Here is a 16537-nt window from a genome sequence, read left to right as displayed (position 1 = left end):
TCGGGGGCTAGGCAAAAAGCAGGTGATGAAACTGAAAAACGGCAGACAAGCACATAGAGTACTTGATGAATCAGGGTTCAGCCTTGTTGAGATCCTTGGAGCGATCGTCATTCTCGGGATCGCGATGGTCATGATCGCCATGTTGATCATCCAAAACAACCTGATCCTTAGCTACAATACCCGAATGGAAGAGGCCATCGCAGCACGAGATGACGTCAAGGAATGGCTAATCTACCGAGCGCAGACCCAAGATTTGGCGGATTTGAATATCGGGATCTTTACTGCTCGACCATCTTGGATGATGGTCGATCCAGATGACCCCTCAGAAGTTCGCAGACACCATTTGGTCCTCGATAATTCAGGGATCCAATACAATGCGCAAGGGCAACCGATGTATGAAGAAATCCCGATTGCTGTAGATGATCTCAATCGGGGACGGTTTATTCGCAAAGTGGTATACGATCATTCTGGCGCTCATTTGCCGCAGCCCTTGGCAAATTCGGAAGAAAATCGCCTCTATATGGGAACGTACTTGTCGGAGAATGAAGAAACCACCAACTATTTAGTCAAGGTCTCCATTCGTGAAGATCCCAGGAATGGACTGCGAGAAGACACTTATGATCGTCGGCAACTGGGCATCGGACTTATTATTCAGGTCTTCGATAAACAAACGGGCGCATTTTTGACAGAAACGTATCTGCATTGGGTAGTTGACTATTGAAAAGGCTGGCTGTTCTTGCGGAAGTTGCAAAGGAGGGGCGCAGATGAAGCATCGATTACAGGATGAGCAAGGAGTCACGCTTGTCGAATTGTTAGGGGCGATCGTGATATTCGGCATCATCATTGCTCTCTTTTCTGGGACACTCTTTCTGATCGTCCAAGCCTCTGTCCGTCAAGGTCGAATTGCTGCCTTTCAAGGGATCGCGAATGAAATCATGGCGCAAGCAGACCAAATCGCCAAAATTGACGGCATCTATGAACATGCGGGGTATTTAGGAAAATATGATAGTCTTCTTTTCCACGAGGAACATATTGTCAAAACAATGCCCGAAGGAACCTTAGGGGCAGCAATTACGGAAGAGGGCAGTCCGCGAATGGTTGTGACGGATATCACAGATACCAACAATATCCGTGCCAGAGTCTATGATACGAAAGACCCTACCATCAAGTTAAAGATCATTCAACAAAAAAATGAGAATGAAGCGACGTTGACCCATCACTATACGCCTAATTATCGCGATACGTTCAGTATCCAGACCAAGTTTTTCGTTTTGTTTTACACCGAAACGATCAATTTTGCGGATTATTATGATGATTTGACTGGCTGGTGGCAGATGGAGGAGCTGGTCACTGATTACCACGAGCAGATTATCTATAAACGAGAATTTACGATCAATTATCGGGACAATGAGAAAGCAAGAGGGGGGGTACCGGGGAATGGACGATGGTAGAAAAAATGAAGCGGGGTTTGCGCTGATTTATGCTCTTGCGGCGATCATTCTTTCCTCCTTGATGATTGGCTTGGTCTTCCTTGTTGCTCGAAATGTCAATTCACAAATTCGAACGGTAGACAGCTTCCGGCGAGTGGAAGATGTACACGAATATTCCTTTCAACTCGCTTCTCAGGACCTAAAACTGAGAATAGATGATTTAATCACTCGAACCATGCGGTCTGGCGGCTTCTATTCTTATAATAATGAATGGATAGACCATCTAGAGTCAGAGTTGGTATCTATTTTTGACCAGGTCGATGTGAATGAGACCATCGATAATACATTTGCTTTTACCTCCTCTGTCGTTGACTATCAATTCAACGAGATCGCTCCTTATGTAATGACGAAATCTGGTGGGGAGCAAGGATGGATCCAAGCAGCCTCGATGCTGCCAGATAAAACCAATCTTCAAATCATTATTCAAATTCAATCGCAAGTCACGGATCAGACGCAACTGGATGAAGGACAGCCGCGAGTACATACAGCTTCTGCCGAGTATATCTATGAAATGCAGCTTGAAGAAGAAGACCTCGAACAAAACCAAACACAGCTGGATATTTGGCGAAACATTTTTTATCCCTATTACTTACCCTCTACAGCAGGGCAAGCGGTATCCGCCGATACCTGGGTTCGAAAATTATTCGAAGTCGCTGATTTTCAGCGCGTACGTCCAGCGTTTGATTATCTCGCCTTTGAATCGGATGACTTCTTGCAATTCGGGTTTGCCAACAATGTCCTGCAAGATTTTCAAACAAAGCCGATTCTTAATTGGCTGCATTTCGATGGTTCCTTTTTCTTTAATCATGGGATCCAGATGGAAGGACAGGGAAGCGGACAGTTTTCGGCAAAAAGTCTGCTTGCGATCCAGAATGATGGCGGACAGCCTAGTAACGGGTTGAACTTGATCAAAGACATCTTCTTGCAAGCGGGTCTAGGAATGTATATCGATTTGGGCAGTCGAGCGGGCAGCCGCTTGGTCCTATCACAAGCATATACGGATATCCTGGCTGGAAACCTATGGATCAACAATACCAATAGTTCGGCTTCGAGAGTAGAGCAAGAAGGGGTTCTCTTTGCTGAAGGCCATCTGAATGTTTCCGTAAATTCACCAGATGCGGGCTCTGGATTAGGCGAATTAAATAGCAATTATTTTAATTTCTATCATCGAGAAGCCACGAAACAGAATCCTGCTGCAGATGGTAGTTTGACGTTTATGAAGCCGTCGATGGTTCTGACGAGCAGCAATTTTTATGCGGGACCAGTCACGGAAGGCTCGATCGTGCATAGTACCGAAGAGACGGAACGAAGGATTACTGTATATGGTGATTTTATGCTGACGAATACGATGATGCCTAGTGGTGGAACGATCGATGATTTCTCGTATTTTCAGAATCAAAATCAATTCACAGTGCCCCATGACCCGTCAAGAATCACATTGGATGGCAGCAATACCATGATGGAGGTTCACGGGCTTTCATTTATCGATGCCCCGAAGACTGCTCGAAGACTGGCATTAGCAGAAGCAGGCAGCTCAGCGGTTTTTGATTCTTACTATGAAGATCCAGCGTATTGGAATCAAATCACCTTAAAAAATGGTGCTCAGCTGATCTTGGGTCATACAGGCGTTGAACCCTTTCATTTAGCTGTGGATAGAGAGTCGACCTTTGTCATGGAAATCCTGCCAGATTTGGCATTATTTGACCCGACTTTTTTAGCAACAGGGGCTCATAACCGTCGTCTTGAAGGAACAGTCGTTCTCGTACCTTACTATATGGATGACCAGGTGGAACTGGAAAATCAACTGCAACAATTAGGCGTCAATTATCGCGTCCGCGACTTTGAAAGTCAGGCGCAACCGGGGGAGGTAACGATCCTCAGAAGCTTTTTGGATCGAAACATGTGGTCTGATGATGAAGCATATTTAACCGTTACACGAATGTTTGACTATATCAACAAACTCGATTATTGAAAGGAGGGCGCCAGTTGCCGCAATCAAGTGAAAGAACGCCACGTAGAAAACCTAGAAGGCCTCTCAAAAAGTCAGAGAGCAGTCCAAGTTCAACCACCGCTGAGAAAACACAAACAGGCAACCTGTTTGACTTAGAGATCAGCTCAGAGGTTTTGTCCCTGATCCCCCGCTCGTTTGCCAAACAGCACAGCGTCTTTCCGTTAGAGAAAAAAGGCAATCGTTTGACCGTTGCGATGGCAAACCCTGGGGATTATGCGGCGATCAATGAAATGCGTTTGATCACTGGGTTATTGATTCGTCCGCAAAAAGCTCACAATGCCGATATCCAACAACTGATCGTTCGCGATTACCCTTCTGAGATTAGTTTGGATGGTTTGAACGACTCTCTCGTTGAAACCATCGATCCAGAGGGCGACTCAAAATTAGATGACTCGCCGATCGTCAAATTGGTCAATACCCTGCTGCAAGATGCAGTGGATCGGGGCGCCAGTGATATCCATTTCGATCCCCAAGAAAAAGGATTAGTTGTCCGCTTACGGGTCGATGGGGAGCTTCGCACCCATGAAAACTTGCCTAAGAGTATTCAGACGGGTGTTACTTCACGACTGAAAATCATTTCCTCCTTGGATATCACCGAAACACGTGTGCCACAAGATGGTCGGGCAATGATTCGTAACGGGGGCAATGTGGTTGATTTACGGGTCTCGGTTTTGCCTGTCATTCATGGGGAGAAAGTCGTGATTCGGGTGTTGGATCGCTCCAGTGGCATTCGGCGCCTCGATGAGTTTCGCTTTGAACCGAAGGTATTGGCAACCTTTAAAGCGATTTTGCATAAACCCCACGGGATCATTCTGGTCACTGGACCGACAGGATCAGGGAAATCATCTTCCTTGTATGCGGCGCTGCAAGAGTTGAACACGCCTGAGATCAATATTATCACCGTCGAAGACCCCGTAGAGTTTCAGCTGCAAGGCATCAACCAAGTGGCAGTCAACAGCAACGTCGGTTTGACCTTTTCTGCTGGGTTACGGTCGATCTTGCGGCAAGACCCCAATGTCGTGATGGTGGGAGAGATTCGGGATGGCGAAACGGCGGAGATTGCGATTCGGGCTTCCATGACTGGGCACTTGGTATTATCCACCCTTCATACCAATGATTCCGTCAGTACCATCAATCGCTTAGTCGATATGGGGGTAGAACCGTTTCTGGTTGCCAACGCGTTAGAAGGCATCTTAGCTCAACGGCTCGTCCGAACCCTTTGTTCTTCTTGTAAGACAGTAGGACCAGCCAGCGACAAGGACAAGCAGTTATTTGAATCCTATGGCATCACGGTTACGGAACTGGCACAGCCTGTGGGTTGTCCAAAGTGTGGCAATACGGGATTCAAAGGGCGAATGGCCGTCCAAGAGCTGTTGACGATCGATGCCAAGCTGCGCCGGATGATCACGAACAAAGCGACCAACGACCAGCTGATGGATTATGTTCAGGAACGAAAGATGCGCTTTTTGTTGGATGATGGGTTAGACAAAGTGCAACAAGGCTTTTCCACCATCGAAGAAGTCTTGAAGGTGGTCGCCGCAGAAGAGTGAGGCGCTGATTGATTTATCGGTGATCCAGGGATCACCGAAGAACTACATATATTGTTTTAAAAGGAAATGCACATAGAAAGGGGCTGGTTTAATGGATCAAACGAGAGTGGCAACACAAGAGCGAGCAACCAAAAGGGCGACGAGAGAAAAAACAGCTCCGACCCGTACCCGCATTCGGGAAAATCGTGAACTGAGAGAAAAAAAACGTGCCCGCAGTCGACAGAGCGATCAAGACCGACCTGTCTCGACACGGGAGATCATTCAAAAAGCAGAACGGCAAGTAGCAACAAAACCGACGACTGCCAGCAGTTCACAGGGCGTCAATCACAACGAAGCGGCGCAGTTTGCTGCCATGTCACCTAAAGAGCGGATCGATCATTGGCTGATGATTGCCGTCGAACAAAAAGCATCGGATATCCATTTAGTCGAAGGCGTACCGCCGATTTTTCGTCGCCACGGCGACTTGCTGCCGATCGAAGGGGTGCCGACGATCGACACCAAGGATATCGAAGCCATAGCTGAAATCCTTTGCAACCAACGGCAATGGGAGGAATTCAAGGAAAAAGGCGAGACTGACTTGGCCTACGAATTAGGCGACATCTGCCGCTTTCGGGTCAATATTTTCCGTCAAAAAGATACCGTTTCGATCGCCTTGCGGCAGATCCCCATCGAGATCCCGAAGTTAAGCAAACTCGGTATGCCGACTGTCTTGCGGACCCTGATCCATAAAAGCCAAGGCTTGTTCTTAGTAACAGGGCCGACCGGTTCAGGGAAATCAACGACACTGGCTGCGATGCTGGACTATTTGAATGACACCAAAAAGACGCATATTTTGACGTTGGAAGACCCGATCGAGTACATCCATAACCACAAAAAAAGCATCGTTGCCCAGCGGGAAGTCGGCAGCGACACCATGTCCTTTGGCAATGGCTTACGAGCGGCCCTGCGGCAAGACCCAGACGTCATCTTAGTAGGGGAGCTGCGGGATTTTGAAACAATCTCGATAGCCTTGACGGCAGCGGAAACGGGACACTTGGTGTTAGGAACCTTGCATACGTCAAGTGCCCCTGCGACCATTGAACGGATCGTCGATGTCTTTCCTGCCGATCAGCAGACTCAGATTCGCACCCAGCTTGCTGGCGCATTACTAGGGATCTTGTCCCAGCGCTTGCTGCCCACGATCGATGGCAACGGACGGGTAGCAGCAACCGAAATGATGCTCAATACCCGAGGGATCGCCAGCTTGATCCGTCAAGGGAAAACCCACCAGATCCATAATATGCTGCAGATGGGGAAAAACGAAGGCATGCATACCATGAGCGCTTCTTTAGAAGAACTGGTTGCTGCGGAACGGGTCGATGCCGATGTGGCAGATAACTTAATGGAGGAAGGGGGCGAATAGCCGATGGCACTCTTTGCCTATCAAGGCACCAATGTCCGAGGCGAAACGTTTTCTGGCAGCTTGCGTGCCAATTCCTCCGTCGAAGCCCGCCAAAAACTGCGCCAAAAGCACATCAAAGTCAACAGTTTGATCGAACAGCCAGAAACCTTGGCGAATAAAGAAGTTCAGTTGTTCAACAAAGTATCTCTAAAATTATTAGTTGCATACTTACGCCAGTTTTCGACATTGATCGCTTCGGGGATCACGATCGTTGATGCTTCACGAATGCTAGAAGAGCAACAAAAAAACCCGAATTTTAAGAAAATTCTTGGTGAAGTTCGGGATGATATTGACGGTGGACGACCGCTTTCAGAAGCCTACAAAGCCCACCCCAATGCTTTTCCAGTTTTATTGACAAGTGTTATCGCCGTTTCGGAAATGTCAGGATCTTTGGAAAAAAACTTAACGGATATGGCGGATTACTATGAGAAAAGTGCTGAAAATCGGAGTGGTCTCGTAACAGCGATGGTTTACCCAATCATTTTGATTTTAATGACGTTTGTTGTAGGTATCATATTACTGGTTATGATCGTCCCGATGTTTGTCGAAGTATTTGAAAGTTTTGATACAGATCTACCAGCTATTACCGTGGCTACCATGGCAATCAGCGCCTTTCTTCAAACTAGAGGGTGGGTTTTAGCAGTCTTTATTGTAGGCATTATGATCGGCTTTTGGGTCATTCGTCGAAATGAAAAAATCGATTTTGCTATTCATCGTTTGATTTTAAAAATACCGTTGTTCGGTGAATTAGCGATAAAAAATAATTATTCACTGTTTATGACAACTTTGTCGACGTTACTTGGTAGCTCAGTTGGGATGGTCACCGCGTTGAATATGAGTCGGGATGTCGTGTCCAATAAATCAATCAAGCGAGTCATTGACGATTGCGCCTTCCAAATTGAAGAAGGGGGCAAAATGAGTGATGTTTTTCGTGGAAATGTGACAGTTCCATTACTTGTCACTCAGATGGTGGAAATCGGTGAAAGTACTGGATCCCTTGAAGATATGCTGAAAAGACTAAGCATTATCTTTCAAAAAGAAGTGGACGAATCCAGTAAACGAATCAAAACAGTCCTTGAACCGACAGTGATATTAGTTATTTGTGTCATTGTTGGATTAATCGTCGCTGCGATCATGGTACCAATGTTTGATCTTTTTGGTGCCGTACAGGGATAATCATTTGTGATATTAACAGAATTCCTAGACGTTCTGTTTGATATATATTTTTTAGGAAAAGTAGGAGGAGTAAATAACGTATGCTTGATGCAATTTTAGTAGAAGAAAAAACAGAAAATCGTTTTAACAAATTAATGAAAGATGAGACAGGTTTGTCGCTGGTCGAGTTACTTGCTGTTGTTGTTATCATTGCAATCATTGCAGGTATCGGGGTAATTGCTATTGGAAATATCATCCAAAATGCGCGTGAAGATGCGGCTATTTCAGATGTTCAAACAGCATACTCTGCAGCGGTTCTGTATCAGTCGACGGAAGTAACACCTAACAGCGGTTCTGGAGCTAACCCGAATCCGAATGAATTCACACTGCAGGATGTTATAGATGCTAATCTTTATAGTGGTGGAGGATTTGATGATGTAGACGAAGTTGAGTTTGAAATCCAGGATGATGGAACTCTGCTTATTACATTAGAAGACGGTGCTTTGACTGCCGGAACAAAACGCTCCGTAGGAATGACGTTAACACAAACACAAGTTAGTGATCTAGATCGTAAAACATTATTCCCAGATCCGCCAGCTGGCGGCGGTGGCGGCAGCTAAAAACACCTTAAGTCACTAACCTGACCTAAGGTGTACGGCAACTCAACCCCCCAGGAAAAAAGGAGTTTTTTATGAACGAAATTTTGCAACAGATCCCAATGGGCCTAATCATTGGTTATCTTTTCATCATAGGAATGTGTCTAGGTTCTTTTTTCCTAGTGGTTGGTTGGCGGGTTCCCAAAAAGGAATCCCTGCTGACTCGCTCGCACTGTGATGACTGCCAACAGACATTGGGTGCAAGGGACCTCATTCCAGTTTTATCATACCTTATTTTAAAAGGCAAGTGCCGCAAGTGTCAAAAAAAGATTCCGCTGATTGCTTTTCTTTATGAAGTGTTGATCGGCATGCTATTTACGATTGCGACCTTGCTGTTTTGGGGCACTGCTGAAGTGATTGCCGCTTGGTGTTTATTAGCCTTATTAGCCATTATTTCTGCCAGCGACATCTTCTATCAGCTGATCCCCAATAAAGTGTTAGCCCCTTTTTTCGCTGGAGGGATCGGTTTACGGTTGATCCAACCGCAAAATGAATTTTGGTGGTATTGGCTCGTTGGCTTCTTTGCTGGCTTCTTGCCATTGTATCTCTTAGCCGAGCTCAGTAAAAAAGGCATGGGTGGCGGCGATATCAAATTATTTGCCGTCTTAGGGGTGTATATCGGCCCAGTGCAAGTCTTGACCGTTTTATTTGTCGCTTCTTGCTTGGCAGTGATCTTTTACGTGATCCAAATGCTACGGGGCAAAGTCAAAAGCCGCTACATTGCTTTTGGTCCCTTTATCGCCATTGCTACTGGCATGGTTTATCTTGGCAGCGGCTGGTTCCTTTGAATCGGGTTGCTGACCTTGGCGTTTGCTTGGTTTGCTAAGCAAGCGTTGTACATAGAAATAACGTTGGTTTCTTCATAAAAACCAACAAGAAGAAAGCAGGTCCTCGTATGTTTGGCAAAAAAACAATTCCCCGCTTAGTTGGGATCGACATCCAAAAAAACTGCATCCGTTACTGTACCAAAAAAGGTGACCGTCTCAAATACGGCGAGCTGGTTGTAAATGGTACGATTTTTAAAGATGATAAGCTGCGCAATCCTGATAGTCTTGAAGCCGCCTTCAATGAGATTGCCAAACGCTTGGGATTACGCACGATGAGTGTGGTGATCACGGCGCTAAATTCTCGTCTATTGATCAAGCAGATCCCTATCGGCAAGATGAACTCGGAAAAAGAGATTCGCGAGTATTTGTATTTTGAATTGGGGGAGTCCATCTCCTTGCCTTTTGAAAACCCGATTTTTGATCTACTGATTCTAGGCAAAGGCAACAAGCAAAAAGTGCCAAAAGAGAAAAAGAAAAGAGCCAACAAGAAGGAAGAAAAAGCTGAGCCGCAAGCTGTGGTCATCCAGCGGAATCGGTTTACCATCAATGGCAATGTGCCAGTCGTGGTCACATCAGAGCCGATTTTGATTCAACTAGGCGACACATTGAAAAAAGGCGGCCATCAGCTGATGGGCGTCGATTGCAGTTTTCTGGCGTATAGTCGCATGTTTCAGCGACAAATCAACTGGAGTGAAAATTTCGTGCTGGTCGAGTTAGATGCTGGTATCGCCAATATTACCTTTTTTGAAGAATTGGTGCCGACCTACCTGCAGTATGAAGATTATAATCAAGCCAATTGGAAATATATTGAAAAAGCCCAATCTGTGCAAGTAAACTTTAGGGAAAGCGCGGAGATCCAAGCACTGGAAGGGTTGGCAGAAACCCTGAATTCGGTGATTGCTTACTATTATCAGGAAATCTCGCCTGATTGTGAACTGAAAAAAATCTACTTAGTCGGCGGTCATCCAATGCTGCGCAAAGAAGTCCAAGAAATTTTTCATGACGTGTCTTCTTTGCCAGTCAAAATGATTTCCGCAAAAGTTAGTGAAACCAGCAAGAAAAAAATTCCCGACCGCTATGTCTTGGCTGCGGGATTAGCGATGAAAGAGGTGTAACCATGAACATCAATCTATTGCCTAATAAATTTATTCGTAATCGGGCGTTTGAAGTCATTCTTTCGGTTTCACTTCTCCTTTCGTTAGTTGTCGTTGGGGTTTGTGGGTTAGGCTTTTGGTATTATCAACGTTTGGTGACCAATAATCAAAGCAATATCATGTCTAGTCAAGCAGAGCGCATCGTCTTTCAGCGCCAGTTAGAAGAGATGCTGGCGTCAAAATCTCAAGACCTGCAAGAATTCATCGCCCTACAAAAGCAAGAAAAATATTTCACGGCACCTATTATGGAGACTTTTGAAGAAGTGGCATCAGGGATCGATGTGACCATCAATTCGTACAATTTGCTGCTAAATGGCGATGGGGGAATGTCCGAAACAGCCCAAGACGGCACACCATTGTTTCCTTTGGTGAACATGGCAGTCCAAGGGGATGTTTATGAAAGTCTGATTCGCCTTAAATCAGCTTTTGAAGCAATCGATTGGGTACACTATGTGACCTATCAATCCTTCTCTCATAGTTCAACGCCGCAAGATGGGCGCATCACTGTTTACCTTTCACGAATCGATGCACCACAAGTGTTCAGTCAAGACAGCGAAGAAGAAAGCGAGGTGGAAGCGGATGACTAGAGTCTTTTTCTCCAAAAAACACATCATCATCTCCGCGGTGATTGCATTAGTTCTCGCTACCTCCGTACTTATTTTCTGGCTATTTTTACTGAATCCCAAACGTGCCGAAGGGATCGAATTGGCTCAGGAATTAGCTGGGATCGAAGCAGAGATCCGCGACATTCAAGAACAGCTGGTCTACCTGCAAGGGGAACCAGACCTTCTTTCTTCAGAGACGGTCAATGAGGTGCCGATCATTCCCAATGGCATGGCGATCGAGTCTTATTTTACCGATCTCGCTGCTCTTGAAACGGAATTGCCGATCACGATTTTGCAATCGACCTTTAATGAGGAGATGCTTTATCCTACACCAGAACAAATGGCGGATCAGACTGGTGACAATCCTTTGGCGACGCAATTTCGGGTCACAAGGATCGGTTTTGACCTCCTGAGTGACACGAATGAAGGAATCGTGCGTTTTATTGACCGGATGGAAAACCTGAATCGCTTTTTAAAAGTTGAATCAGTCGAATATCGGCAAGGAAACAATACGTCAGGAGCAGATGCGTTTTCGGCAAGTGTCGTTATCAAGCTATATTATCTATCAAGCTTTGAAACGGGACAAGAACTGTTGGAGTAATTAAAAGAAAGGGGTGCCTAGATGAAATCATTTACTGTTCTAGCGACTGTCTCGAAAATCAAACTGGCTGCTGCTGCATTAGGGGTCTTTATCGTTATTTCTGTCTTGTATGCGGTCTTTGCTATCAATGGTGGCAATTCCTATCAAGTGTCCGGTCACTTTGACCCAGAAACAGGACAATATGTATTGACGATCGAATCGGAACAAGCCGCAGGCGAGACGCTTTTTTTGATGGCGAATCATGAAGCGCTGGTGTCATTAGAAATGTTTGAAATGCTCGAGCTGGAAGAAGCGACCTTGCATCCAGCTGAACAAGAGGGTGTTTATGGTGTGGAAATCGAAGTGGCGCCTACGGAAGAAACGTTGTCCTTGGCCTTACCGGTCACTTTAGGAGAAGAAGAAGCCATCGAATTTGTCCTTAAGCGGGGAAACCGGACGCTGCAAAAAATCGCTCCGCCTTCTCTCGAGGAACGACAAGCCTTGCGATTGGAAGCTGACAAGGCTGTAGAAGAAGCAGCCTTGCTTGACATTCAGCAGCAGGAAACCAATGAGTCAGCGGCAGTCGAACTACTTTCAGAACGGGCGACGCAAGGAGAGCGTGCCGAAGTTTCGGACTATCAAGAGCTGCGGGCTGCTTTTAGTGATTCCTCGATCTCTGAAATCGTGTTTCTCGCTGACATTACCGCTGATTATACGAATGAGGCCAACAATCGTTTAACTGCGTTGAATCGGTCAGTGTCCATCGATGGGAATGGTTTTACCCTGACCACACCGAAGCGTTTCAACACGAACGGGACACCAAACTATAGCACGAATCCTACTGGACGTTTCTTTGAACTGACGACTACCCATGATCGTCAGCCAGCGGTCTTTGAGTTAAAAAATATGACGATCGATTTTCAGGGGAACAATCTAGGATTAAACGCGTTGATCTATCAACAATCATTGGCAGCTTCGGCTTTTTGGACGGTCAAAATAGAAAATATCGAGGCAAAAAGTGGTGTGCTAGAGGGAAGTACGGGCAATAATTTCCTTTATTTGCAGCAAGGAAATCTCGAGATTCGCGGAACGTTCCATTGGGTGGCTCACAGGAATTCAGCCGCGGGCAATAGTTCAGATACTGGCAGCTTTAATGTCAAAAGTGTCTTGATCACGGATGGGGCGGATGTCAAGATCTCAAATACTCGGCCGATTTTTCGGCTTCGGCCAGATGACAATAATATTTCAACCTCGTTTCGAGTCAATAAGGGTTCTAAAGTAGACCTCTACAGTGTCCAGAGCCAAGCAATTTGGGCAAATCTTGAAGGACGTACTAACGAGGTGATCTTTGAAGTCGATGGAGAAGGTACCGTCTTAAATGCTTCGTCACAAATGGACTTAGCGGGAGCAAACGGCGCAATCATTTCCTTGATTGGACAACGGGATGAGGGGAATAACAAGTTTTCTCGTACGATTATTTCTGGCGGAGCGGTCGTAAACTCGTATTCTAGAGCCCCCAGTCCCACGAATGGTGTACCGAAAGGAACCGCTGCTTTTGTCAATCAAATTTCCAAAGCTTTAAGAGACACCGAACTCGGTGGCAATGTGACGGTAACTGGGGAAGGGTCGCAGTTTAATTTGTTTGGCGATGGTCAAAATCATGACTATGCTTCTGTCATGCGGTTTCGCTTAGTAGGGGAGCAGACCTTTGTGCTTGCCGACCAAGGGAGAATGAATATCGTCAAATACCATGGAAATTCGGCTGCAGTGCGGATGTATGGTCGAAATAACGAGTTCTATGTGGAGTCAGCCGGTCAGTTGAATATCTTTAATCATGCCGGTACCAGGACTGCGGCAGATGATGGCATCTATATTGATGAAACAGGCTTTGCCGTATTCGATCAATACAATGATGAAGAACGAGAATTTGACCCATCTGCTGCTTCCACCATTACTGCCAGTAATGGCTCAGATACGGCCGGTCGGCAAGGCATTCAATTTCCCCTTGATGGAAGTGGAACCTCGGTCTTTAGTGCACAAGGTGAAAACAGTCGAATCCACATCTATGCACATCGTGGACCTGCTGTTTGGATGCAAGGCGGAGAAGCCGAGTTCTTAGCTGGAAAAGATGCGACCTTTCGAATGGAAGGTCGGACCCTAGGCGCAAATAATGGAATAATCAGTTCGGTTGCAAGAAGTAATTTTGTGATTGATGAACCACTGTTTTATGATTTTCGAAACAATCGACCCAATGGCGGACAAGCATTCTCAAACTCAAATCGCGATAGTACCTTTAGGTCTAATCGTGTCGGACTAGCGGTTTGGGAAAAACGCAACGGAGTGGATCTAAATGGTGACCCGGACAATTTCTGGAATCCATTGAGCTATCAATTAAGTGGTCAAAACTTTACACAGATCGTCAGCCCTCAGCCAGGAGAGCCTTTTTCAAATGAGTTCAACAGTACGACTTTTAGGGGCGGGAATGCCTACACGCGATTTTCTGCCAATAATTACCCGCCAATGATCCAGAACTTAGTGACCCCGACCAATGCCGACAAAACCTTTTATGCCAAAGCGGTCGTTCCGTATGAATATACAGGGGCGATTCGTGATGCCTGGGAAGGTGAGGTCTGGGTGGAAGTTGCTTTGAAGGACGAGGCAGGCAACCAGCTTGAAACGCAATGGCTTTCCTCTAAATCAAGTGTCGATGTTTTTGGTGAGGTGCATGATGGGGTAATCGCATGGACGCGGGACGACTTTTTCAAGACAGGTCAACGTTTTGAAGTGCTGCGTGCCCATCGGGGAGTAGACCCCACGATGGAGGATGTTGACGATTCGATTTTTATTCATGCAACAGAAGAGAGTATTGCCGCTTTGCCTGATGCGGTCGTCGTGGATGTACGACCACCGACGGGTCTGCAAGTGGCAGAGGATCAGGTCTTTAATGAACGGACGACAACAGTTTCGGGGATCATGGATTTTCATTCTCCGCAAGAGGACCAGCCAAAAGAGCGAGTCGCCATTTATGCGAGTACCGCGCAAGGATTGATCCGTGATGCTTCAGGTGACCCATATGTCATTACCCTTGATGCCGAACAAGGCAACGCCGTGCCATGGCAGTATCAATTACCACGTCGTCTTGATCCTGAAGAGGATGTGTATATCGAATTTTACGCGAAAGATTTTGCAAATGATCGTTACGACGATTTCGTAGGAACGTTACCAGATACGACCACGACGGAACCAAATGGTCAGTTGGGGAGTACGAATCCGTCCGCCAGCGATTACGAGGACTATTTAGGGTATCGTGATGCCATTGGCGATGATCGTTTCCCACCAGCGCTCTCCTTTGAAGTCACCAGTATTCGACCTTCTGACCCATCGATTACGTTGCGAGTACCGCAAAGCTTTGATCGTGATGAAGAAGGCAATCCGATTATCACCGTCGGCAATCAATTGATCTTGCGGACGATCGTAGAAAGCAACGATGCGCGAAATTCTGGGAAAGACGATATTGAAAATGCTGTCGTGACGCTAGATATCTCGCCGAATTTATTGACATTCTTAAATGTCGATGCGCTCGTGTATCAAGACAATGTCGCCTCGGCTAGTCTTTCTGGCGATCGTATCACGATCCACTTAGAACGCCCGATCGCACCAGGAGATCGCATAGAATGGAACTTGACTGCTCGGGTGGATGAACAGGCAGCTGCTGGGAACGGTCTGACCCCAGTAACGATCAACGGTAGAGTTTCGGGGAATCAGCCAGAAACGGAAAACATTCTGGTAGGGGAAGACAGTCTCACGCTGCAGACAGGTACACGCGCTGTTACTGGTGAGTTGATCAACCTTGCTGTTCATAACAATCAGCTGCAGATTTTTTATTCCAATCTTAGTACCTTTGACGTCTATATGGATGGCACCTTTTATCGAACATACAACGTGCAGCAAAGACCCGTCACGGATTCTGTCACCCTTGATATTCCTGTCCATGACATCCGTAATATGATCTCTGTGCGCTACAAAGACGAAAATGGCGCAGACCGTGTTTCTTATTGGAACAATATCTGGGACTTTATCGATTAAACGTAAACAACCTGTTTTAAAAGCTAGAAGAACAGTCTTTCACTGCTGGATCTGCTTGTTGCTGACCGAATTGCCTTGGTCAACAACGTGGGGATCTATGTAGGAAAGGCTGTTTTTTAGTGGGGAAATGACTGGAGGAAAAGCAGAAAGCAGGGTTTTTGTTCCGCAGGTTTTTTCGTGCTAGACTAAAAAGCAGAAGCACGTGAAGCAACAGCAAAACGAAGGGAACAAAGAAAGGACGTGCCGCAATGGCAACAACAGCCAAAGAAACCAAAGTACATGATGTATTTGAATCGATCGCTTCCCGTTATGATCGAATGAACGGTATTATCTCCTTTCAGCTGCACAAACGGTGGCGCAAGGACACCATGAAACGAATGGCAGTACCAATGGGTGCTGAGATACTAGATTTATGCTGCGGTACCGGGGATTGGGCGTTTGCGTTGAATGAAGCGGTCGGTTCGACGGGGCAAGTGACTGGCGTTGATTTTAGCGAAGAGATGTTAACGGTTGCCAAAGAAAAGGCCCAGAAAAAGCAACAAACGCAGATCCAGTGGCAGACTGGCAATGCGATGGCATTAAGCTTTCCAGATGAGCACTTTGATTATGTGACGATCGGGTTCGGGTTGAGAAATGTCGCGGATCGCCAACAAGTCTTGGCGGAGATCCATCGGGTGCTGCGCCCAGGCGGGAAAATCGTTTGTCTCGAAACATCACAGCCCACACTGATCGGCTGGCGGCAACTGTTTACTTTTTATTTTCACCATGTCATGCCGTTATTTGGCAAACTGTTCGCCAAAAGCTATCAAGAATACTCCTGGCTGCAGGAGTCTGCACGGGATTTTCCTGACAAGGAGGCATTGAAACGAGAATTTCAGGCAGCTGGCTTTGATGTGTTGCAAGTCAAAAGCTATGCAGGAGGTGCGGCGGCGATGCATCTAGGGGCCAAACCCTAAGATTGCTTTCCCTTTGTGCGAGAAAA

13 protein-coding genes are annotated in these 16537 nt (G+C 46.3%); all 13 read left to right on the top strand.

Features of this window, described 5'->3' with window-relative positions; genetic code table 11:
- Positions 1-25: 25 nt before the first annotated feature.
- The 13 genes from A5883_RS09510 (at position 26) to A5883_RS09450 (ending at position 16511) form a co-directional block, all read left to right on the top strand.
- Complete coding sequence (locus tag A5883_RS09510) at positions 26-721, top strand: type IV pilus modification PilV family protein (RefSeq protein ID WP_086338413.1); 696 nt, start codon at positions 26-28, stop codon at positions 719-721.
- A gap of 43 nt (positions 722-764) precedes the next feature.
- A complete protein-coding gene (locus tag A5883_RS09505; RefSeq protein ID WP_086338412.1) occupies positions 765-1451 on the top strand; it encodes a type II secretion system protein in 687 nt (228 codons plus the stop codon).
- On the top strand, positions 1438-3462 hold the full coding sequence (locus tag A5883_RS09500) for a phage head-tail adapter protein (RefSeq protein ID WP_086338411.1): 2025 nt from the start codon (positions 1438-1440) through the stop codon (positions 3460-3462). The genes A5883_RS09505 and A5883_RS09500 overlap by 14 nt, the downstream gene beginning before the upstream one ends.
- Before the next feature lie 14 nt (positions 3463-3476).
- Positions 3477-5051, top strand: coding sequence for a GspE/PulE family protein (locus A5883_RS09495; protein ID WP_223597367.1), 1575 nt, complete (start codon positions 3477-3479; stop codon positions 5049-5051).
- A gap of 91 nt (positions 5052-5142) precedes the next feature.
- Complete coding sequence (locus A5883_RS09490; protein ID WP_086338410.1) at positions 5143-6453, top strand: type IV pilus twitching motility protein PilT; 1311 nt, start codon at positions 5143-5145, stop codon at positions 6451-6453.
- Positions 6454-6456: 3 nt separating this feature from the next.
- Complete coding sequence (locus tag A5883_RS09485) at positions 6457-7668, top strand: type II secretion system F family protein (RefSeq protein WP_086338409.1); 1212 nt, start codon at positions 6457-6459, stop codon at positions 7666-7668.
- A gap of 80 nt (positions 7669-7748) precedes the next feature.
- Positions 7749-8267 (top strand): prepilin-type N-terminal cleavage/methylation domain-containing protein, encoded by a 519-nt coding sequence (locus A5883_RS09480; RefSeq protein ID WP_086338408.1) that lies wholly within the window; start codon positions 7749-7751, stop codon positions 8265-8267.
- A gap of 71 nt (positions 8268-8338) precedes the next feature.
- Positions 8339-9091, top strand: coding sequence for a prepilin peptidase (locus A5883_RS09475; RefSeq protein WP_016610392.1), 753 nt, complete (start codon positions 8339-8341; stop codon positions 9089-9091).
- Between the two features lie 107 nt (positions 9092-9198).
- Positions 9199-10245: a type IV pilus biogenesis protein PilM gene (gene pilM, locus A5883_RS09470; protein ID WP_086338407.1), complete on the top strand. Its 1047-nt coding sequence runs from the start codon at positions 9199-9201 to the stop codon at positions 10243-10245.
- Positions 10246-10247: 2 nt separating this feature from the next.
- Complete coding sequence (locus A5883_RS09465) at positions 10248-10871, top strand: hypothetical protein (RefSeq protein ID WP_086338406.1); 624 nt, start codon at positions 10248-10250, stop codon at positions 10869-10871.
- Positions 10864-11490 carry a hypothetical protein gene (locus tag A5883_RS09460; RefSeq protein ID WP_016610389.1) on the top strand — a complete coding sequence of 209 codons (627 nt, stop codon included), beginning with the start codon at positions 10864-10866 and terminating at the stop codon, positions 11488-11490. Before A5883_RS09465 ends, A5883_RS09460 begins: the two co-directional genes overlap by 8 nt.
- A gap of 21 nt (positions 11491-11511) precedes the next feature.
- The gene (locus A5883_RS09455; RefSeq protein WP_086338405.1) at positions 11512-15555 is read left to right on the top strand and encodes a pectate lyase-like adhesive domain-containing protein; all 4044 of its coding nucleotides are present in this window, start codon (positions 11512-11514) and stop codon (positions 15553-15555) included.
- Positions 15556-15803: 248 nt separating this feature from the next.
- The gene (locus A5883_RS09450) at positions 15804-16511 is read left to right on the top strand and encodes a demethylmenaquinone methyltransferase (RefSeq protein ID WP_086338404.1); all 708 of its coding nucleotides are present in this window, start codon (positions 15804-15806) and stop codon (positions 16509-16511) included.
- Positions 16512-16537 lie beyond the last annotated feature (26 nt).

The sequence above is a fragment of the Enterococcus sp. 5B3_DIV0040 genome, assembly GCF_002140755.1.
Taxonomy (GTDB): domain Bacteria; phylum Bacillota; class Bacilli; order Lactobacillales; family Enterococcaceae; genus Enterococcus_D; species Enterococcus_D casseliflavus.
The sequence above is the reverse complement of the archived record's forward strand: the minus strand, read 5'-3'. Positions and strand labels throughout refer to the sequence as shown.

Coding starts and splice junctions, on each gene's coding strand:
- A5883_RS09510 (WP_086338413.1), top strand. CDS start 26: ATGAAACTGAAAAACGGCAGACAAGCACATAGAGTACTTGATGAATCA.
- A5883_RS09505 (WP_086338412.1), top strand. CDS start 765: ATGAAGCATCGATTACAGGATGAGCAAGGAGTCACGCTTGTCGAATTG.
- A5883_RS09500 (WP_086338411.1), top strand. CDS start 1,438: ATGGACGATGGTAGAAAAAATGAAGCGGGGTTTGCGCTGATTTATGCT.
- A5883_RS09490 (WP_086338410.1), top strand. CDS start 5,143: ATGGATCAAACGAGAGTGGCAACACAAGAGCGAGCAACCAAAAGGGCG.
- A5883_RS09485 (WP_086338409.1), top strand. CDS start 6,457: ATGGCACTCTTTGCCTATCAAGGCACCAATGTCCGAGGCGAAACGTTT.
- A5883_RS09480 (WP_086338408.1), top strand. CDS start 7,749: ATGCTTGATGCAATTTTAGTAGAAGAAAAAACAGAAAATCGTTTTAAC.
- A5883_RS09475 (WP_016610392.1), top strand. CDS start 8,339: ATGAACGAAATTTTGCAACAGATCCCAATGGGCCTAATCATTGGTTAT.
- pilM (WP_086338407.1), top strand. CDS start 9,199: ATGTTTGGCAAAAAAACAATTCCCCGCTTAGTTGGGATCGACATCCAA.
- A5883_RS09465 (WP_086338406.1), top strand. CDS start 10,248: ATGAACATCAATCTATTGCCTAATAAATTTATTCGTAATCGGGCGTTT.
- A5883_RS09460 (WP_016610389.1), top strand. CDS start 10,864: ATGACTAGAGTCTTTTTCTCCAAAAAACACATCATCATCTCCGCGGTG.
- A5883_RS09455 (WP_086338405.1), top strand. CDS start 11,512: ATGAAATCATTTACTGTTCTAGCGACTGTCTCGAAAATCAAACTGGCT.
- A5883_RS09450 (WP_086338404.1), top strand. CDS start 15,804: ATGGCAACAACAGCCAAAGAAACCAAAGTACATGATGTATTTGAATCG.